Below are 20486 nucleotides of genomic sequence, written 5' to 3' on the forward strand. Positions count from 1 at the left end.
ACGCTGTCCATTCCTGTCGCCGGTTGGCCTGATCGCCTCTGCCTTGGCCGGCACGCCCAAACCTTGGCGTGAAGCGGCAATTTCCCCCTGTTTCGGCGAGGCACCTTGAACGATCCCGAGACCACTGTCGTCGTCATTGGCGGCGGCCTGATCGCGACCAACGGAGTGGCCTCGTCCTGGCTGTTTGCCCTGGGCCCCGTTACCCGTCCGGCCTGGTGGGAGATCACCGCTACGCCCGAGATCGTTGTGCAGGTCGACCGGCTCGTGGCCCGGCTTACCGCGCCGACGCCGGTCGACAGCCCTGCGGCGCGCCTGACGGCTGAGGCCTTCCTGGATATCGGGGTGGGAATCTAGAGCGCCAGCCCCCGACAGAGCCGGGACCCAGGCACGAAAAAGCCCGCCTCGGCTTGTGCCGGGGCGGGCTTGATCGTCTGACCTATCAGGCAGTCGCCCGTTCGACCCCGAAGGTTCGAACGGGCTATGCTGCCTAGTAGCGCAGGCGGGCGTTGATGAAGAAGGTGCGGCCCAGCACGTCGTATGTAGCCGGATAGCCACTGTTCGACGGCGAGGCGTTGCCGCCCAGGATCGGATAGGCTTCCTGGGTCAGGTTCTTGACGCCGCCGGTGAAGGCCACGTTGTCGCTGACTTCCCAGTCGCCCGACAGGTCGAAGTAGTTCTTCGCGCCGATACGCTCGACCGTGTAGCGGGTCGCCGGGGCGTCGTCGTTGACGTCGTCCAGGTGGTTCCACACCACGTTAACGCCGAACTGGTTCATCTTCCAGTTGACGGCCGTGCGCAGCTTGTGACGCGGGGTCGGGTTGCCGCAACGCGTGCCGAACTTGTCGGCGCACTTGATCGGCGTCGAGATTTCGTCCGGGGTCGTCGTGCTTTCCCAGGTGTTGGTGTAGAGCGAGCGCACCGAAACCGAGCCCCAATCCGGCAGACCGAGGTCTTCCAGGGTGGTGCGGTAGGTGATGCCGACGTCGAAGCCTTCGGTCTTCACCGTTGCGACGTTCTGGGCCGTCAGCGAGATGAAGTCGATCGAGCCGTTAGACAGGCGGTTGATGGCCTGGCAGTAGGGCGAGTTCGGGTTGCCGTTGACCAGCGCGCCGTAGCAGACGTTCATGACGTTCGAGGCGCTGCCGCCGAAGCTGGCGATGGCGTCGGTGATCTCGATCGAGAAGTAGTCACCCGTGATCGAGAAGTTCGGCAGCCACGACGGGGTGTAGGCGAAGCCGTAGGTGTAGGTCTTGGCTTCTTCCGGACGCAGGTTCGGGTTGCCGCCCGACAGGGTCTGGGTCTGCTGGTTGGCATTGATCACGCCGACCAGGTTCGCCGCGACGCCCGAGTTGATACAGGCCTGACGGGTAGCGGCGTTCGGCGCGGCGCGAGCCGAGCAGTTGTCGGTCGAGGTCGGGAAGCCGTTGCTTTGCGGAGCGTACAGTTCGCCGACCGACGGAGCGCGGATGGCCTTGTTGTACGATGCGCGCAGCATCAGGTCGTCGAAGGGCTTCCAGGTGCCGGCGACCTTGTAGGTCTCAACCGGGTCGGGCTGGGTGGTGTAGTCCGACACGCGGCCGGCCAGTTCCAGGTCCAGCGACTTGACGAACGGCAGGTCCTTCAGGACCGGCACCAGCAGTTCGGCATAGGCTTCATAGACGTCGAAGCGACCGGAAACGGCAGGGCTGGCGTTGAAGCCCGTCAGGTTACCCGTGGCCAGATCCTGGCTGGGGTTGAAGGAGAAGTCTTCAGCGCGATATTCACCGCCGACGGCGAAGCCGATCGGGCCGGCCGGCAGCGAGAACATGTTGGCCGTATCACCGTTGAAGGTGAAGCCGGCGTACAGTTGCTCGTAGTCCTGCGACGAGTTGATGCGGGTCTTGATGAAGTTGGCGGCAGCCGCCGACATCGTGCCCTGGCCGAAGATATTGACCGGAACGCAACCGCCCGACGGATCGAGACAGCCCGTGCCGGCGGCGTTGAGCAGCAGGCCCTGCTGGATACGGACCAGGCTGGTGTCGCCCAGCAGCGAGTTGCTGCCGCCGCTGTTGCCGTATTGGAAGTAGCTGTCAAAGCCGCCGTTGATGGCTTCGATATCGCCCTTCAGGCCCAGCTGGATCTGGAAGCCGGTGAAGTTGAAGCTCGAAACGCGCGGGCCGACGTCGCTGAGGCGCTTGTTGAACACGCCGGTGACGGTGTCGAACAGGCCGTCGCCGTCCGTATCGACGTCCGTGTAGGTGCCGGTGGCCCAGGGGCTGCTGGCCGGGATGCTGTAGGCGGTCGACGAACCCATGCTGTTCAGGGCGGTCTTGGCCGCTGCGGTCAGGAAGGGGTTGTTGTCGAGGCTGAAGCGGAAGATCCGGTTGCCGACCGGGGTCGGAGCCAGCTGGGTGACGACGCGGCTGCTGACAAAGTTACCCTTGGCGTAGGCGGTCAGGCCCGGCTTGATTTCGTAGCTGGCCAGCGAGGTGACCGAGAAACGCTCTTGCGGGGTCTGGACGTAGTTGACCGGGGCAAAGTTGTAGGTGTCGTTCGCCGAGTTGTAGAGGCGGATACCGCCGTCGTTCAGGAAGAAGCCCGAGTTTGCGGCGAGGTTGGCAACGCCCGGCAGGGTGATGAACCGGCCGGCGACGAACGGGTCGACGCGGCCTGGCTCGATGGAGCCCGAGCCCGACGGCACCAGACCGTTACGAGCGGCGTTGTCGCCCCAGGCGCTGCCCAGCATGCCGCCACGTTGGCCCTGGGTCAGGGATTCGCGCTTGTTGTAGCCCAGGCTCAGGACGACGTTGCCCTTGCGGTCAGCGAAGTTGGCGCCGAAGGTGACGTCGCCCGAATAGATCGGGGCTTCGCCGTCATCGGTGGCCTGATAGCCGGCCGAGACTTCCATGCCTTCGAAGTCGTTCTTCAGAATGAAGTTGACCACGCCGGCGACGGCGTCCGAGCCGTAAACGGCCGAGCCGCCGCCCGACACCACTTCGATGCGCTTGATCAGCGCGGGCGGGATCAGGTTCAGGTCGACGCTGCCGGCCTGGGTGGTCGGGGTCTGGCGCTTGCCATCCACCAGCACCAGTGTGCGGTTCGAGCCGAGGCCGCGCAGGTTGACCGTCGCGGTGCCGTTGCTGCCGTTGTTCACCGTCGAGGTGATGCCGGGGACGGCTTGGGGCAGGGTGTTGAGCAGGTTCTCGGTGTTGACGACGCCGGACTGCTCCAGTTCCTTTTCGCCGACCGTGGCGACGGGGCTGGAAGAGACTAGGTCAGGGCGCGCAATGCGCGAGCCGGTGACGACGATTTCCTCGACGGCGACAGCTTCCTGAGCGGCGGTGTCCTGGGCCATGGCAGGCATGGCGGCCATGGCGGGCAGAAGTGCGCCGCAGAACACGGTCGTCGCCAACAGGCGGTTCCGGGTGGACAAGGCGTTCAAAATTAAGACCTCCAACTTTCTCTTGCGCCGTCGTCGGTCAAATGCCGCACATCAGGACGCCCCTGCCCGCGCCGATTGAGCGCCAGGCCAGCGGGAAAGGTGACGTTTCGATGGCAAGGGTCAATCGCTTCCGAACGCTCACGGTAATAATTGGTCAAGGGTGTAACAAAAGAGATGCAGCCGACCGCATTTTGGGCGGCGCGGGGCCATTTTTTGCTTAGGTTTCCAATCAATTGGAAATTGACCTTTATAAGGCACTTTTCAGTATTGCAGATTTGCAACAGCCGCTGGCGCCATGGTTAGCGGCTGCCTGGTGGCCGCTGGTGAATCTTGGGTGCCTCGTTTGGGCCGAGATCTGCTTGCCACGCTGAGGTAAATTCGCGCTTCGGTTCGGTCGAGTTCTCCAGAGTTCGGAAATCTTCATTGTCAAATAGGTCGATTTGCACGGCGCTGCTCTAGCGTGCAGAATTTTGTTTGTGCGGTTCATTATCATTTGCTGTCGGCGCGCCCTTCAGGCTTCGGGTTGAAGCCCAGAGCGCTGGTCTGATACCAGAACGACCTCAAGACTTGCGCCCCATGCCGGGGATTCGCCGTGAACGGTGGGCTTCCATGACGGCTCTGGCCTCGATCAGCATCAATCCGGCCCTGGACCCCGCGCCGTTCGCGCAAGCCTATGCCCGCGACGGGGTGGTGCAGATCCCGGTGTTCCTGCGCCCGGCTGATGCTGAAGCTGTGGCCGGCCATCTGGCGGGCCTGACCTGGAACGTCGTCGCGCCCGACGAAACGTCCGAGACCCTGGTGATCAGCAGCCAGGTGATCCAGAAGTTCGGCGAGGCCCAGGTGCGCCAGTTTCTGCAGGGGGCGATCAAGCGCGCCGCGCGGGGCTTTTCCTTCGTCCACCTGTCCTATGCGCTGCAGGACGAATACGCCCGCGATCCGGCCCCACCGATCCATCGGGCCACAGAGTTCCTGCAAGGCCGAGACTTCCTCGATTTCGGCGCGGCGGTGATCGGCGGACAACAGGTGGACGGTGTGCGGGTCCAGGCCTCGAACTATCGTCCGGGCGATTTCCTGACCCTGCACGACGACAGCCACAAGCGCGACAACCGGCTGGCGGCCTTCACGCTGGGCTTTACGCGCGATTGGCGGCCCGACTGGGGCGGGCAACTGCTGTTCCACGACGCCGACGGCCAGATCGAGCGTGGCTTCACGCCTGGTTTCAATGTGCTGACCCTGTTTCGGGTGCCGCGCGCCCATTCGGTGGCGCCGGTCGCGGCCTATGCTGCGGCCAAGCGTCTGTCCCTGACGGGCTGGCTGGTGGGGGAAAGCGCCTGAACCCCCTTGCGGGCGGCAGGCTTCGCCGCCTTCTATGGCGTCGTTCAATGGGTAGGGTCGCATGAAGATCTGGTTGAGTCTGGTGGCCGTCCTGGCCCTTCCCCTGGCCGCTCAGGCCGCAGAGCCGCCCAAGGCGGCGACGCCTGCGGTGTTGAAAAGCCTGTTCGACTGCCGCGACATCGCCGCCGACGCCCAGCGCTTGGCTTGCTATGACGCTGCCGTGGGCCAGGTGAACGCCGCCGAGAAGACCGGCGAAGTGATCATTGTTGACCGCCAGCAGGCCCGCGCCGCCCGCCGCCAGGCCTTCGGGCTGGACCTCTCGGCTCTGTCGATCCTGGATCGCAGCGAGGAAAAGACCGAGGTTGATCGGGTGATCGGCGAGGTTGCCAGCGCGCGCCAGACATCGGACGGCCGCTGGATGGTGGTGCTGACTGATGGTGCGGTCTGGAAACAGGCCGATGACGCCATGCTGAGCAAGGGACCCCGCAAGGGCTCCAAGGTCGAGATTCGCAAGGCCTCGATGGGCAGCTACTTCATGAACATCGACGGTCAGCGCGCCGTGCGCGCCCGCCGCGCAGACACGCAATAGGTGACGCCCGCCAAAGGGGCGATGCTTCCGGGCACGCGCACGAGGTGGCTCGACGCACTGGCGTTTGCGCCGTGCCGGTGACAGGCTCAGCGCTGCCGGAACGAGCGCGGGAGTCGCCTGCGCCGCCGGCCTGATACCCCGGGGGCGTTCGTCATGCTTGGATCCGTCAGCCGCGCCGCGCTTGTCGCGGCTTTGCTTCTGTCGGCGGCGACGCCGGTGCTGGCCGCAGCAGACAAGGGGCCGCCGCCTTCCGCCTCGGATACGGCCCTGACCGGGACCGTCCGCATGGACGGCCTGCTGCCGGTGCATGTGGACAGGGCCAAGGGCAAGATCCTGATCTCGCTGCCCAAGGCCGACGCCGACGGGGTCAGCGGCCGCTTTCTCTATGTGACGGCCCTGAAGACGGGCCTTGGCTCGGCGCCCGTGGGTCTGGACCGCGCGGCCCTGGGCGACACCCAGGTGCTGGCCTTCCGCCGGATCGGCAAGAAGGTGATCGCCGAGTTCGAGAACCCCAAGTTCGCCGCTGTGGGTGCTCCCGCTGCCGAACAGGCCGCCGCCCGCGAGGCCTTCGCCGTCTCCACCGTCTGGGCGGGCGAGGTTGTGGCCGAGACGCCGGACGGCCGCATCCTGGTTGATATCTCAACCTTCCTGACCCGCGACGTGATCGGCGCCGCCGACGCCCTGAAACAGGCCGGGGAGGCGGGCTTCAAGCTGGTTCCCGACCTGTCGATGGCTGATCCCGGCGCGGTCAAGGTGTTCCCCGAGAACATCGAGTTCGAGGCCCGCCAGACCTTCGCCTCCGACACGCCCGGCCCGGAGACCCGCAATATCGCCCCCGATCCCAAGTTCATCAGCCTGATCGTGCGGCATTCGCTGGTGAAACTGCCCGAGCCGGGCTTTGTGCCCCGCGCTTTTGATCCCCGCGCCGGGACCTGGGGCGTGGTCGGCCTCGACTACGCCGCCCCGCTGGGCGAGGACATCGTAGGGCGCTGGACCCGCCGGTTCCGACTGGAAAAGACCGATCCGACGGCCGCGGTCTCGACCGTCAAGAAGCCCATTATCTTTTATGTGGACCGCGCCGCCCCCGAGCCGATCCGCACCGCTTTGCAAGAGGGCGCGGCCTGGTGGGCCAAGGCCTTTGAGAAGGCCGGCTACAAGGACGCCTATCGCGTCGAGATCCTGCCCGAAGGGATCGACCCGCTGGATATCCGCTACAGCATGATCAACTGGATCGACCGCGCCACGCGCGGCTGGTCCATCGGCCAGTCGGTTTCCGATCCGCGCACGGGCGAGATCCTCAAGGGCTCTGTCTTGCTGGGCGCCCTGCGGGTTCGCCAGGACATGCTGATCTTTGAGGGTCTGGTCGGCGCCGACCAGATCGGGACCGGTGGTGGCAACGACCCTGTGCAGGTCTCGTTGGCCCGGCTACGGCAGCTGTCAGCGCACGAGGTGGGTCACTCGCTGGGCTTTGCCCATAACTTCGCCGCCTCGACCCAGGACCGCGCCTCGGTGATGGACTATCCCGCCCCGCGCGTGAAACTGACCGACGGCAAGATCGACCTGTCAGACGCCTATGGCGTCGGCGTCGGCGCGTGGGACGAGTTCGTGGTCGACTGGCTGTATGCCGATGTTCCTGCCGGGGCGGCGGGCAAGCAGGCCCTGGCCGACAAGGCCGCCCGGAACCCGCTGCGCTACATCACCGACACTGACGCCCGGGGCGCAGGCTCGGGCCAGCCCTGGGGCGCGCTCTGGGATGACGGCGCCGACTCGGTTGTCGAACTGCGCCGGATGATGGCCGTGCGCCGCGTGGCTCTTGACCGCTTTGGCCTGAACGCCCTGAAGCCCGGCGAGGCGGTCGAGACCCTGAAGCGCAAATTTGTGCCGATCTATCTGCTGCTGCATCGCTATCAGGTCGAGGCAGCGGTCAAGCAGGTGGCGGGCGTCGAATACAGTTACGCCGTCAAGGGTGACGTCGGGGCGGTGTCGCCGCCGGTTACGCCCGAACGACAGCGGGCGGCCTTGCTGGCCCTGATGGCGACCCTGGCTCCGACCGAGCTGGATACGCCGCAGGCCCTGATCCCGCTGATGTCCGCCGGGCAGTCGGGCGAGACCGACCGGCAGTACGCCATTGAGGTGTTCGCCGGCATGGGCGGGCCGGTGTTCGACCCACTGGTCGCCGCCGATGTGGCCGCTGGCATCACCCTGGACCCGCTGCTGGCTCCCGATCGCCTGTCGCGCCTGGTCGAGCAGCACCGCCGTGATCCGGTTCAGCCGGGGGTGGGCGAGGTGGTGGATACCCTGCTGGCCACCGTCTTCGCGCCGGCTCAGGGCCGCTCGGCCGAGGTGGCCCGGCGGGTTCGCTGGCGTACGGTGCTGAACCTGGCCGCTGCGGCGCGCGAGGTGAAACGCTCGCCCCAGGCCGCCGCCGCGATCGACCTGAAGCTGGCCGACCTGGCGACGAGGCTGAAAGCCGCTCCCGGCGCCGACCCGGCCGACAAGGCGCTGAACCTGCGTCTCGTCTCGCTGCTGAGGGACGCCGATGCCCTGACCCGCGTGCTGGGCGAGGCCAAGCTTAAACCCGACACCCCGCCGGGCATGCCCATCGGCGACATGGACTGAATGTAAACCCTTGGTGTTTAGCTATGGCTCTCCGACACTTCGGTCGGAGGGATCTGTGACGTGGTGGCAAAGGCGCAACTGACCGAGCGCATCCGGATCCGGCAACCCGAGGCCGACCGGCTGATCGCCGCTCATGCCCACTTCGTCGCCAGACGTCCCGGTGGCCGTCGCATGGTGCTTCGCTTCGCCATTCTGGACGGGGTGGATCTTTCCAATCAGGACCTCTCTGACATCGATCTTACGGGCAGCAGCCTGGTCGGGTGCAAGTTTGACTATTCGCGCCTGACCCGGGCTTGCCTGTTCGGCGTCGACCTGCAGGCGAGCAGCCTGGTCGGCGTCACCCTGGCCCAGGCCGATCTGCGCGGCGCGAAGCTGAAGGGCGCCAATCTTTCGCATGCCAACCTGACCCAGGCGGACCTCCGCGCCGGGCGGATCGCCATTTCGGATGAAGACACCAAGTTCGCGTTGTTGCGCCACAAGGTCCCGGCCGGACAGCTGGACGGGGCCAATGTGTCGGGCGCGGTGTTGGACCGCTCGCGGCTGGACGATGTTTCGGCGGCGGCGGCCGACTTTTCCGAGTGCTCGATGCGCGGTGCCAAGCTGGTCGGGGCCAATCTGAAGAACGCCAATCTGCGCGGCGCGATGATCGACAATGTCGACGTCACCGGAGCCAATCTGGACAGCGCCGATCTGACCGGGGCGGTGCTGACCCGCGTGGACCTGACTATGGCGAAGACCCGGAATGCGGTTCTCCAGGACTGCCTGTGTGATCCTACGCCTGCGGCGGCCGAGCGGGCGGGGCTGATCTTCGTCAAGCTGGCGGCCCATCGCGAATGGGTGACCAGTGGCGGCAAGTCGGGCGAGCCGGCGGTGCTGGACGGCGAAGACCTGCGGCCCATCGCCGGTCTGGCCGGAGCCTTCCTGACGGCCGTCAGCGCCCGCAACGCCTGTTTGGCCGGTATGGATCTGGGTCGCATCGCCTTGCAGGGGGCCATTCTGGAAGGTGCGGATTTTCGCGGCGCCAACCTGCGCCGCGCGGATCTGCGCGGGGCCAATCTGGGGAGCGCCAATCTGAGCCAGGCCGATCTGCGCGAAGCCCAGCTGAGCGGCCTGCCGTTCAAGGTCGACCGCGAGAAGCCTACCTCGCTGGCGGGGGCCAGCCTGCGTTATGCTGATCTGCGCGAGGCCGACCTCCATGGGGTCGATGTTCGTCAAACCGACCTGCACGGGGCCCGGCGCGAAGCGCCGGTAAGCCTGGCGCCCGAGGTCTCGGACGATGACGAGGGTGCATTCGTACTGGATATGTGAGGGGAGGCCCCCAAACAAAAAGGGAGACAGGTGTGAACCCGTCTCCCCCCTTATGCCTTGGCCTTGAAGCCGCCGAGTTTACTTCTTCTTGGCGGCCTGAACTTCGATCTCGACCAGCATGCCGCCGGCCACCAGGCCTGCAACCTGGCTGGTGATGCGCGAAGGCTTGTTGGGCTGTTCGGCGGTGCCGAAATAGGTCTTGTAGGCCTCCATCATGCCGGCGAAGTCCATCTTGCCGCCCTTGGCGGGGTCGCCGACCAGCAGAACGCGCATCATCACCACGTCGCCCATGGTCGCGCCCTGCGTCTTGAGTGCGTCCTCGAGGCGCTTCAGAACACCCATGGTCTGGGTCTTGGTGTCGCCATAGGTGGCGGTCAGAGCCGGGTCACCCTTGGGGTCGAGCATCGGCGGAACCATGCCGCTGACATAGATCGTGTCGAAGCCCGCCGGCACGGTGACGACGCTGGCAATGGCCGACTTTGGGTCGCCGCCGCGAACGATATCTTGCGCTGAAGCGACGCTGGTGAGGCCGGCAGCCAGGACAAGGCCGGCGGCGAGGGTGGCGAAACGGTTCATGGTCTTCTCCTTGAAAGGGTCGATCAGTGAGCTTGCAGGCCACGGGCCTTGGGGGGGGCCTTTCGGGCACGGGCGACATCGGCGGGCGTGACCGCAGTGGCCTTATTGCCCCAGGACGAGCGGATATAGGTGAGGATGCCCGACAGTTCGGCATCGCTGAGGTCGTCCTTGAAGGCGGGCATGCCGGCCCGGCCGTTCAGGACCGTGGACACCAGCACCGGTGCCGGTCCGGTGACCAGCGGTGCAGCGGCCAGGGCCGGGAAGGCCCCCTTGATGCCTTTCCCCGTGACCTGATGGCAGGCCGAGCAATTGTCTTCATAGGCGGCTTTGGGCGGACCCGCAGCCAAGGCGACGCTGGAAACGGTTACCGACGCAATGGCAGCGATCGGCAGCGCGAAACGAAGTACGGAAGTCATCTTTTCCTCTGTCTCAAGCCTGCTGCACGCGGGCGTGGATCTTGGCGATCTGCTGCCAGGCCGACTCGATGGCGCCGGCTTGCCAGCCGCCAAGGTAGCTGAGGTGCTCACCTGCGAGATAGAGCCGACCATCGGGCTGGCAAAGCAAGGGATAGGCGTCGCGACGCCCTTCCTCGTTCCACTCCGCCCAGCCACCGAGGTTGAACTCGGCCAGATGCCAGGCAAAGGAGAAGGCGTTCTCGTAGTTCTCGGCATATTCGGGGAAAATCTTCTGGCCGGCCGCGACGGCGAACGCCGCGCGATCCGCCGGCTTCAGGGCGCTGACCCGGGCCGCCTGTCCGCCAAAGTTGTAGAAGCCCAGCAGAACGCCCTTCTGGCTCTGCCAGCCCGTAGACGGCAGGGTGATCGAGCCGATGCCGGGAATGTCGTTGTGAATATGGCCGCCATAGATGTGGTGGTTCTCTTCCCAGAACCGCGTCTTCATCTGCAGGCCGATCTTGTTGACCGGAGCATAGGACACGCCCGCCATCGCCGCCTTGAACGGGGCCGAAGCGTCCAGGTCGATCTGCTTCAGAACGCTGAGCGGGATGGTGCAGATGCAGTAGTCGGCCTCGATCTCGCCGGTCTTGCCCGCAGCATCCTTGAAGGCCACCTTCACGCCCTTGCCGGTCTGGCTGATCTTCTCGACCACAGTCGAGTAGCGGATCATTGAGCCGACCTGCTTTTCGAAGCCCTTGGCGATCTGGTCCATGCCGCCGATCGGCTGAAGCATGGTGCGCTGCTGCTCATAGCCGGTGACCGAACTCAGGACCTTCCAGGCTCCGGAATCCAGCACGTCCTTGAACGCGAACGGCGGCAGTTCCTTGCCGGGACCCGGATCGACACCGGCGCCGGGATGGACGGAGAAGCCCCGGCCCTCGGTACCCTTATAGGCCAGTTCCTTGGGTGAGAGGCGGCCCTCATTGATCATGTAGGCGATGAACTTTTCGCGGTCGGCTGGGGTCAGGGCTGCATCAAGGTCGCCCTTGCTGGCGGCCTTGGCGATCAGTTCAGCGGCGTAGCCCCGGGCGTCGGCGGCGATCTCGCCCTTGCGGATCGGCTTGGCCCTGAGCGGGCCTTCGCCCTTTTCGAAATAGACATAGGCCGCGTCATTGTCGTTGACGAAGCTCTCGAGCGGAACCCCGAACAGCTTGGTGTAGTGCAGGGTCGAGCGGTGGTGGTACGGGATCCGCCAGGCACCGTGGTTGATATAGAGCCCTTCGTCGAACTCGCAGGTCTGCTTGTTGCCCAGCAGGTCGGTGTGCTGGAAGCCCTTGCGAGAGGTCTGGCAACGACCGCCGGCGAAGGATCGGGCCTCCAGGATCTGCACCTGATAGCCCGCCTTGGTCATTTCGTAGGCGGCGGTCATGCCGGCCAGGCCCGCTCCCAGGATCAGGACCTTGGTGCCCTTGGCCCCGCCGGTCAGCTCTGGAGGCCGCTCGGTGGCTGACGCCATGCCAAAGCCCAGGGCATCGAGCCCGGAGAGCGCCAGAGACATTCCGCCCACGGCCGCAAGGCCTTCAAAGAACCGGCGCCGGGTCAGAACGCCACCGGTCGCCGCGCCACCATTCATGTCCATGAAAAATCCGCCACTCGATAAAGCCGGCGCCCCGGATATGCAGATCGTCTGGACGATACACCTATCCTGCCTCGGTACATCGCGCCCCGCCGAAGTCCTGCGCATCTCGAAATTTAGCCCCCCTTGGCGCAACACTGTTTCAGCCGCCGGACGATCTGACATGTTAGATCAGCACTGGATGCCCCGCCCTTGGGCGCCCAAGGCACCCCCTGTGCGAAGCATGGGCGTGACGTGCGGAAAGCGAGGGGCCTGGCAGGAATCAGGCTTTTGCCTTTCGTGCGACGCAGTCTCAACCGACGGTCCGCAAGCGCGGCAACCTGGACGAAGGAACCCGCATGACATCGGCCCCCACCCCCCTTCGCCTGAGGCTCGCGACCCTTGAGGATGTGCCGGCCCTCACCCTGCTGATGAATTCCGCCATCAGCCAGCTTTTGCAGGATTTCCTGCCGCCGGAGGGCGTACGGGCTTCGTTCGAGGTTATGGGGCTGGACACCCAGCTGATCGTCGACGGCACCTATTTCGTGGTCGAGGACGGGGCCGAGATTGCCGGCTGCGGCGGCTGGAGCCGGCGGGCCACCCTGTTTGGCGGGGATCATTCAGCGGGACGTGATGCGGCCCTGCTCGACCCGTCGGTCGATGCCGCCCGGGTGCGGGCCATGTACACGCACCCCGATCACACGCGGAAAGGCGTGGGCAGGCTGGTGCTGGACGCTTGTGAAGCCGCTGCGGCCGCCGAGGGCTTCACCCGGGCGGAAATGGCCGCGACCATGGGGGGCGTGCCGCTGTACCGCGCCTGCGGCTATCACGATATCGAGCCGTTCACGGCTCCCACCTCGACCGGCTATGCCGTGCCGCTGATCAGGATGGGCAAGGCGCTTTCGCTTTAGGGGCAAACGAAAAAGGGCCAGGCTTTCGCCTGGCCCTCCGTCGTTCTGGATCGAAATCCTAGAAGGTCGCCGAGACCTTGGCGTACCAGAAGCCGCCCTGCCAATCGACGATCGAGTCCGAGCGATAGACCCGGCCGTTGGTGGCCGACTCGCCGGTCTTGTCGGCGTCGGGATAGTTGGAGAACAGGTTCCGGGCGCCGATGGCGATCGAATAGGTGTCGGTTGCCTGATAGCTGAACTCGGTGTCGAAGAAGACTTCCGGATCCCATTTTTGGATCAGATTGGGGAAGCCGACGCTGAACATGTTCTTGTAAGGCCCCCAGATCGTAGCGCGTCCCACGGCCTTGAACTTGCCGATCTCGTGCGAGGCCGACAACACCGACCGCCAGCTGGGCCTGCTGTTTTCGAAGTCATACACACCTTCGGCATCGAAGAACTGGTTCGAGAAAACCTTGTCGACCTTGAACTTGTTGTAGTTGCCGCTGGCCGTGAAGCTGGTGGACTGGCCGTTCTCCCAGTTGGCCCTGTAGGTGGCGACGACGTCCACGCCCGTGGTCGTGGAGTCGAAGGCGTTCTGGTAGAACTGCACCTGGCCGATGGTGTCGGCACCGGGCACGCCAGCCGCCAGCAGGGCGGTGCGGATGACCGGGGTAACGGTGATCGGGGTGGTGGCGTAGAACTGGTCCTCGATCTTGATGCTGTAGGCGTCGACCGTCAGGCTCAGGCCGTCAAACAAGGTCGCAGTAAAGCCTGCGGCCAGGTTGAAAGACTTTTCGGGCTTCAGTTCCTTGGCACCCATGAACTGGGCCACCGGGTTGGTGGCCGGGAACAGGCCCGAGGCGATGATCGCGCCATTTTCCACGCGGGTGGAGACGTTGGTCGTGAACAGCTGGCCCGGGGTGGGGGCGCGGAAGCCGGAGCCAGCCGAGGCGCGAACGCCAAAGGCGTCGGTGATCTGGTACTGGGTGGCGACCTTGCCGTTCCAGGTGCTGCCGAAGTCCGAGAAGTTCTCGCCGCGCACGGCGACGTCGAAGAACCAGGCCTCGGTGACGTTGGCCGAACCTTCCAGATAGCCGGCATAGGAGTCGCGGGTCAGCTTGCCCGAATAGGCTGGCGGCGAGCCCGGTGCACCATTCGAACCGACGGCCAGGGCGTTATAGACCGGGTCGCTGGCCAGGTTGCAGTTGATCGCGGCAGGTGCGCCGGCAGCCTTGGTGCGCGACGCGACGGCGGTCTCGTTCGAGCAGTAGTTAAAGGGATCGGGAACCGCCCAGGTGCCCGCGACATAAGAGGGCACGTCGCCTGCTTCGATCTCGTAGCCTTCCTTGCGGTATTCGCCGCCGAAGTTCAGCGTGATCGGTGTGTGGAAGCCGCCCATGGCCCAGTCATAGGCGAAGTCAGCATTGGCGGCGCTTTCGGTCGAGATCAGCGAGCCGACATAGAATGACTTGGGCGAAGCCGGGCCCATCGACGGGTTCACGGTGTCCCACAGGGTGTAGGACAGTTTGTCGTCACCGTAGCGGCCGCTGAAGTCATATTGCAGACCGTTGGCGAACTTGCCCTTGAGGCCGCCGGTCAGGCTGTAGTCGGTGATGTCGCCACCGAACATTGGGGTGAAACCGGCCGGGAAGATCGAGTTGAACTGGAAGATCGTGCCGTCTTGCAGGCGGATCGGCGTGGCGTTGACCGCATTGCTGACGGGCGGGCGATAGTTGAAGTATTGGGTCGCGCTGCTCTTGGAGTAGTTGGCGAAGGCATATACCGACATGGAGTCGGTAATGTCGTAGCCCGCATTGACGACGCCGCGCAGGGCTTCAGAGTCTGGCTGGCCCCACTTCTGAACGTAGTCATTGATAAGAGCGCCATAGGCGGGATTGCTTGCTGCATAGCTCGTAACGCAAAAACCCCCGTTCGGGATTTGCGGTGGCATTGCTACGTTGCAGTACTGCTTGCCGCGGTTAACCTGGTTCTGGCTAGTATATTCAAACGTACCGTTGACGAAGCCGCTGTCGCCCAGGGGCAGGCCAAGGTTGCCGGTGACCAGCACGTCTTCGCCGTCGCCGAGGAAGAACTGACCATACTGCGCGGTCAGCGAGCCGCCGCTGGGGCTGTCTTTCAGCTGGAAGTCGATAACGCCGGCGATGGCGTCCGAGCCGTATTGCGCGCCGGCACCGTCGCGCAGCACCACCACGTTCTTCAGGGCTGAGGCCGGGATGGTGGCCGCGTCGGGCGCCTGCGCGCCGGTGCCGCCGATGCTGACCAGCGCCGAGCGGTGGCGGCGCTTGGAGTTGACCATGAACAGGGTCTTGTCGGTGGGCAGTCCGCGCAGCGAGGCGGGGCGGATGAAGGTGGCGCCGTCCGAGATCGGCTCACGAGCCAGGGTGTAGGACGGGACCAGCGTCTTCAGGATGTCATTGGTGTCGCTGAAAGCGGCGGATTTCAGATCGGCTTCACTGAACGAGTCCACCGGGACTGCGGAGTCCAGAACCGTCCGTGGCTTGCCGCGCGCGGTAACGACGACGGTTTCGATCTCAGAAGAGGTTTCCACCGCCGGATCGGCAGGGGCACCAGCAGCATATGCCGCTGCAGAATATCCAAAAGTAAAAGTCATCGCAGAAATACCTGCGACCAGAGTCTTTTTCAGATGCCGATTCATAGAGATCCCCCTTAGGTCATTTATCAACGCAAGATAGATTCCTCTTCCACGGCGTTTCTTTCCCGGAGTTTCTTATTTTTTGTACTGACGCAGTTTTTCATTCGGTCTTTGCCGACGATTGCAGCGTGAGATCAAGCGGGGGGCTTGGGCAATGGGAGGGGTGACAAGAAATCATCACAAGCGCCCACTGGAACGCAGGCGCCCCTTTGCGCGGCGTCGTCACCGCATTTTTAGGCAGAACCTTGCTTTTCAATCGCGACCGCGAGGGGGACGGTGCGACATTCTGTCAGGCGACGCGGCGTTCCGTGGCCCGGTCTTGCGTCTCGGTCTCGAAGAGGTCGAACGCATCCTCCCAGGCGGCAAGACGTGAGTCGCGCAGTTCGGCGTCATCGACGATGCGGATGATCTGATCCTCGCGGTCGTTCCACACCACGCCCAGATCGACTACCCGCCGGGCGTCGCGACCCAGCAGCAGGATGACGTCCGCACGGGCGGCGCGCTCATGGCTGATTCGCATCAGGGTGCGACCTGCGCCAAGGTCGCGATGAATGTCGGCAAAGGCCAGCACGGCCGAGATCATCGGGGCGTTGATGGGAGCGATGGCCCAGGCGGGGCAGGCAAAGCGCGACATGGATGTCTCCTTCGTTCGACGAATTCAGCTTTGAACGTGCCATGCGCCAAAATCGGTCGTATGGAGAACGTATGAGGCACGAAAAAGCTGCACGGTTGCTGGATCTGGCCCGCCTGCTGGCGGGTTCGGCCGAGGGCCTGACCCTGGACGAGATGGCGCGGGCGCTGGAGGTGGGCCGGCGCACGGCTGAACGCATGCGCGACGCGGTCTGGGCCGCCTTTCCGCAGATGGAGGTGGTGGACGACCCGCCCACCCGGCGTTTCCGGATTCCCGCCGGGTTGGATGGCCTGTTCCAGACGCCCACCGCCGAGGAACTTGCAGCCCTGCGCACAGCAGCCGACAGCTACAAGGCGTCCGGTGCCGACGGGCGTGCGGCCTCGCTTTATGGACTGGAACGCAAGCTTCACTCGGCCCTGCGCGGCGCGGCGCGACGCAAGGTGGCGCCCGATGTCGAAGCCCTGGTCCAGGCCGAGACCATCGCCGTGCACGCCGGCCCCCGGCCCTATGAGGACGAAACGTCGCTGGCCGCCATCCGCATGGCGATCAAGGGCCTGAGCGCCCTGTCATTCCGCTATGACGGCGGTAGCACCCCGGGACGCACTCGCGAGGTGACCCCCCTGGGCATCCTGTTTGCGCGCAGCAACTATCTGGTGGCGCTGGAGGGCGAAGATTCGCGCCCCCGCTCGTGGCGGCTGGACAAGATGAGCAACCTGGCGGTGCTGGATCGTCCCGCCCCGCCGCCGGAGGACTTCTCGCTGCAGGCCTTCGCCGACGAGAGCTTCGGCATCTACCACGGCGCGGTCGAAGACGTGGTGCTGCGTATTCGGCCCGATCGCGCCGAGGACGCCCTGCGCTGGCGCTTCCACGCCACCCAGACCGTGCGGCCCGAGCCTGACGGCTCGGTCATCGTCGCCTTCCGCGCCGCCGGCATGCTGGAACTGGCCTGGCACCTGTTCACCTGGGGCGACGGGGTCGAGATCGTGGCACCGTCCAGTCTGCGGAAGATGATGGTCGAGGAACTGCAACGCGCCCTGAAGGCGCACGCCTAGAGCGTTATGCGGCGAACTGGTACCGGTTCGTCGCCGAAAATAACGCGTCGAAACAAAAGCCTGGAGCAAATGCCATGATTCAATCATGGCGGCCTTTGCTCCAGGGTTCCGACCAGTCGCAGCAACGCCAGTTCACTGGCCCGGGCCGTGGCCGGCTTGCGCGTCGGCAGTTCGCCCTGCTCATAGGCCTCCAGTACGCGCGGATGGATATAGGCGGCGCGACAGACAGCGGGCGTATTGCCGAGCAGTCCGGCCACCGCCTTGACGCAGATGTTGATCGACCGCTTGGCCAGGGCCGGGCTTTCGGCCGCCGGCAGGATGCGCAGCGCTTCCATCGCTGCCAGCGAGCCGGCCCAAGTGCGGAAATCCTTGGCCGAGAAATCCTCGCCGCAGGCGGCGTGGATGTAGTCGTTGACGTCGCTGGATTCGATGGCCCGACGATGGCCGTCGTCATCGACATACTGGAACAGTCTCTGGCCGCGCAGGTCCTGGCAGGCCCTGACGATCCGCGCCAACCGGCGATCGTGAAAGCCGGTTTTGTGGACCTTGCCGCTCTTGCCGCGAAACTCGAACACCGCCCCGCCGCTGGCCAGGCGCAGATGACGCTTTTGCATCGTGGTCAGGCCAAAGCTCTTGTTTGTCCTCGCATATTCGTCATTGCCGACCCTGATCAGGGTAAGTTCCAGCAGGCGGACCACGGCGGCAAGAACCTTCTCGCGGGGCAGGCCTCGTCGCGGCAGATCAGCCTCTATCCGTTTGCGCAGTCGGGGCAGGGCGCGGCCGAAGGCGGCCATGCGCTGGAACTTTTCCACGTCGCGGTCTGCGCGCCAGTCGGGGTGATAGCAGTACTGCTTGCGGCCCTTCTGGTCGCGGCCGACGGCCTGGATATGGCCCAGCGGATCGGGGCAGATCCACACCTTGGTCCAGGCCGGTGGAATGGCCAGGGCCTTGATGCGCGCCAAGGTCACCCCGTCCTGCAGGTCGCGTCCGTCGGCGTCGATATAGCGAAAGCCCGACGCCGTGCGCCGTCGCTGGATGCCGGTTTCAGACGCGTCGCAATAGGTGAGGGCGCTGTGCGTGCCGGACGGATCCCCGAGGGTGTCGCGGGCCATGCTGAACGACCGATCCTGCGGTTTGGCGCGCCCATCGCGCGTCTCCCCATCTGGCCGCAACGTGATAGAGGAAGCGCCGGTTCCGGGAGCAATGCGCCAGACATGAACTACCGCCACGCCTTTCATGCCGGCAATCTCGCGGACCTGCAGAAGCACGCCATCGTCCTGACCTTGCTGGAGACGCTGAAGGCGCACAGCCCGAGCCTGTCGGTGATCGACACCCATGCCGGGGCCGGCGGCTATGACCTGACCGGCGAGATGGCCCAGCGTTCGGGCGAGGCTGATGCCGGCATCTTCCGTCTGTTGGCGACCGACGATGCGCCGGCCGTGTTCGCGCCGCTGGTGGCGCGGTTCCGGGCGATGAATGGCGGCCAGGACGGGCCGCTCTATCCCGGCTCGCCGCTGCTGATCGCCGGCAGCCTGCGCCGCGAGGACCGCTACATCGCCTGCGAACTGCGCGAGGATGATTTTGACCTGCTGCGCCGCTCGCTGGCACCCTATCCCTTCGCCCAGGCCCTGAAGGCCGACGGCTACGAGACGGCGGCCGCCAAGGCGGGGCGGGGAGGGCGGGCCTTCGTGCTGATCGACCCGCCTTTTGAGCGTCCCGATGACTATGCCCGCATCGTCGCGACGACCCGGGCGGTGCTGGAGCGCGATCCGGCGGCCGTTCTGGCCATCTGGACACCATTGAAGGATCTGGAAACCTTCGACGCCTTTATCCGCGGGCTAGAAACCGTCACGAACGACGCGCTAGTGGCCGAGGTGCGACTTCGCCCCTTGCTGGATCCCATGAAGATGAACGGTAGCGCCATGGTCATGGTCGGGGCTCCGGCCGAGGTCGAGCCCGCCATAGCCGCCGCCACCGCCTGGATCGTCGAGCGGCTGGGGCAGCCGGGCGGCGCCGCCCGGGTCTGGCGCACGACCTCGGCGTGACGTCGCCGGCCCCCAGCTTTGGCGAAGCGCTGCGGGTCTGGCTGAAGGTCGGCTGCCTGGGCTTTGGCGGCCCGGCCGGTCAGATCGCCCTGCTGCACAAGTCGGTGGTCGAGGAAAAAGGCTGGATCGACGAGGCCGGCTTCGCCCACGCCTTGAGCTTCTGCATGCTGCTGCCGGGACCCGAAGCCCAGCAACTGGCGGTCTGGCTGGGCTGGCGGCTGCACGGCGTGAAGGGCGGTGTGGCGGCTGGGCTGTTGTTCGTGCTGCCGGGCCTGTTGGTGATGATGGGTCTCTCGGCGCTCTATCTGGTGCATGGCCGGTCAGAATGGGCGGGGCCGGTGCTGCTGGGGCTGAAGGCGGCGGTGGTCGCCCTTGTCGCCCAGGCGCTTTGGAAGATCGGCGGGCGCACGATCCGCGACGGCGTCGGGCTGGCCGTCGCAATCGCTGCCTTTGCCGCACTCAGCTTCACGATCCTTCCGTTTCCGCTGCTGATCCTGGCGGCCGGGGCCCTAGGCTGGGTCCTGGCAGGCGGCGCGCCGTCCGTCGCCCCTGAAACTCCCGTCGCCCCGACCGCGAGCACGACCCGTACGGCCCTGATCTGCCTGGCGATCTGGCTGGCGCCGGTGCTGCTGGCCCTGGCGGTGGCGCCGCAGTCGACGATCGCACGGATGGGCCTGGTGTTCAGCGGGCTGGCCGTCGTCAGCGTCGGGGGGGCCTATGCGGCCCTGGCCTATCTGGGGCAGGCGGCCTCGGCCTTCGGCTGGCTGACCCCGGCCCAGATGCTGGACGGTCTGGGCCTGGCCGAGACCACGCCGGGGCCTCTGGTGCTGGTCTTCACCTTTGTGGGCTTTGTCGGCGCCTATCAGGCCGCCTCGCCGGAGTGGGCCTGGCTGGCCGGGATTGCGGGCGGGCTGATGGCCGCCTGGACGACGTTCGCGCCTTCGTTCCTGTGGATCTTCGCGGCTGGCCCCTTCGTCGAGCGCCTTCGCGCCCAGGCCAGACCGGCGCGGGCCCTGGCCCTGGTCTCGGCCGCCGCCGTCGGCGTGATCGGCCAACTGGCGGTGTGGTTCGCCGTGCACTTCCTGTTCCGCGCCGGCGACAGCATGCAGGCGGGCCTGTTCAAGGTCTCTATCCCGGTGCCCTCCAGCCTTGATCCGGCGGCTTTGGGCCTAACGGTTCTGGCGCTGGGCCTGACCTTCGCGCTGCGTCTGCCGGTGCTGGCCCTGGTGGCGGCGATGGTCGTCTCAGGCCTGCTGATGCGGCTGATCGGACTAGCTTGACCCTAGGTCATTATTTTCGCACTTGCGAACGAGATTTCTGTGTTATGTTGCGTTGC

16 protein-coding genes are annotated in these 20486 nt (G+C 65.6%); 9 read left to right on the forward strand and 7 right to left on the reverse strand.

From position 1 onward, the window contains the following. Positions 1-105: 105 nt before the first annotated feature. The gene (locus ACW179_RS10835) at positions 106-354 is read left to right on the forward strand and encodes a hypothetical protein (protein ID WP_492059529.1); all 249 of its coding nucleotides are present in this window, start codon (positions 106-108) and stop codon (positions 352-354) included. A 133-nt stretch (positions 355-487) separates the two neighbouring features. Here ACW179_RS10835 and ACW179_RS10840 read toward each other — a convergent pair whose 3' ends face one another. Further along, positions 488-3424, reverse strand: a complete 2937-nt coding sequence (locus tag ACW179_RS10840) for a TonB-dependent receptor domain-containing protein (protein ID WP_492064295.1) — start codon at positions 3422-3424, stop codon at positions 488-490. 606 nt (positions 3425-4030) lie between these two features. Here ACW179_RS10840 and ACW179_RS10845 point away from each other — a divergent pair. From ACW179_RS10845 to ACW179_RS10860, 4 genes are all read left to right on the forward strand, one after another. Beyond that, entirely contained in the window at positions 4031-4756 is a 726-nt protein-coding gene (locus ACW179_RS10845; RefSeq protein WP_492059530.1) for a 2OG-Fe(II) oxygenase, read from the forward strand. 61 nt (positions 4757-4817) lie between these two features. Then, on the forward strand, positions 4818-5345 hold the full coding sequence (locus ACW179_RS10850) for a hypothetical protein (RefSeq protein WP_492059531.1): 528 nt from the start codon (positions 4818-4820) through the stop codon (positions 5343-5345). Between the two features lie 153 nt (positions 5346-5498). Continuing rightward, on the forward strand, positions 5499-7964 hold the full coding sequence (locus ACW179_RS10855; RefSeq protein ID WP_492059532.1) for a zinc-dependent metalloprotease: 2466 nt from the start codon (positions 5499-5501) through the stop codon (positions 7962-7964). A 60-nt stretch (positions 7965-8024) separates the two neighbouring features. Continuing rightward, on the forward strand, positions 8025-9272 hold the full coding sequence (locus ACW179_RS10860; protein WP_492059533.1) for a pentapeptide repeat-containing protein: 1248 nt from the start codon (positions 8025-8027) through the stop codon (positions 9270-9272). A gap of 78 nt (positions 9273-9350) precedes the next feature. On the opposite strand, the gene ACW179_RS10865 is transcribed toward ACW179_RS10860, so the two are convergent. From ACW179_RS10865 to ACW179_RS10875, 3 genes are read right to left on the reverse strand one after another with little or no spacing between them, the layout of a single operon-like run. Next, positions 9351-9848, reverse strand: a complete 498-nt coding sequence (locus tag ACW179_RS10865; RefSeq protein WP_492059534.1) for a RidA family protein — start codon at positions 9846-9848, stop codon at positions 9351-9353. A 23-nt stretch (positions 9849-9871) separates the two neighbouring features. Next, positions 9872-10264, reverse strand: coding sequence for a c-type cytochrome (locus ACW179_RS10870; protein WP_492059535.1), 393 nt, complete (start codon positions 10262-10264; stop codon positions 9872-9874). 13 nt (positions 10265-10277) lie between these two features. After that, positions 10278-11882, reverse strand: a complete 1605-nt coding sequence (locus ACW179_RS10875) for a flavin monoamine oxidase family protein (RefSeq protein WP_492059536.1) — start codon at positions 11880-11882, stop codon at positions 10278-10280. Between the two features lie 335 nt (positions 11883-12217). On the opposite strand from ACW179_RS10875, the gene ACW179_RS10880 reads away from it, so the two are divergent. Beyond that, positions 12218-12769 (forward strand): GNAT family N-acetyltransferase, encoded by a 552-nt coding sequence (locus ACW179_RS10880; RefSeq protein ID WP_492059537.1) that lies wholly within the window; start codon positions 12218-12220, stop codon positions 12767-12769. Between the two features lie 58 nt (positions 12770-12827). Here ACW179_RS10880 and ACW179_RS10885 read toward each other — a convergent pair whose 3' ends face one another. Together ACW179_RS10885 and ACW179_RS10890 are read right to left on the reverse strand one after the other, a co-directional pair. Next, positions 12828-15425, reverse strand: a complete 2598-nt coding sequence (locus ACW179_RS10885) for a TonB-dependent receptor plug domain-containing protein (RefSeq protein WP_492059538.1) — start codon at positions 15423-15425, stop codon at positions 12828-12830. 286 nt (positions 15426-15711) lie between these two features. Further along, positions 15712-16056, reverse strand: coding sequence for a hypothetical protein (locus tag ACW179_RS10890; protein WP_492059539.1), 345 nt, complete (start codon positions 16054-16056; stop codon positions 15712-15714). A gap of 71 nt (positions 16057-16127) precedes the next feature. On the opposite strand from ACW179_RS10890, the gene ACW179_RS10895 reads away from it, so the two are divergent. After that, positions 16128-17105: a helix-turn-helix transcriptional regulator gene (locus tag ACW179_RS10895; RefSeq protein WP_492059540.1), complete on the forward strand. Its 978-nt coding sequence runs from the start codon at positions 16128-16130 to the stop codon at positions 17103-17105. Between the two features lie 83 nt (positions 17106-17188). Here ACW179_RS10895 and ACW179_RS10900 read toward each other — a convergent pair whose 3' ends face one another. Further along, a complete protein-coding gene (locus tag ACW179_RS10900; protein WP_492059541.1) occupies positions 17189-18217 on the reverse strand; it encodes a DNA topoisomerase IB in 1029 nt (342 codons plus the stop codon). A gap of 102 nt (positions 18218-18319) precedes the next feature. On the opposite strand from ACW179_RS10900, the gene rlmJ reads away from it, so the two are divergent. After that, positions 18320-19150: a 23S rRNA (adenine(2030)-N(6))-methyltransferase RlmJ gene (gene rlmJ / locus ACW179_RS10905; RefSeq protein ID WP_492059542.1), complete on the forward strand. Its 831-nt coding sequence runs from the start codon at positions 18320-18322 to the stop codon at positions 19148-19150. Beyond that, positions 19147-20430 carry a chromate efflux transporter gene (chrA, locus tag ACW179_RS10910; protein ID WP_492059543.1) on the forward strand — a complete coding sequence of 428 codons (1284 nt, stop codon included), beginning with the start codon at positions 19147-19149 and terminating at the stop codon, positions 20428-20430. Before rlmJ ends, chrA begins: the two co-directional genes overlap by 4 nt. Positions 20431-20486 lie beyond the last annotated feature (56 nt).

The sequence above is a fragment of the Caulobacter sp. AVps18 genome, from assembly GCF_058681425.1.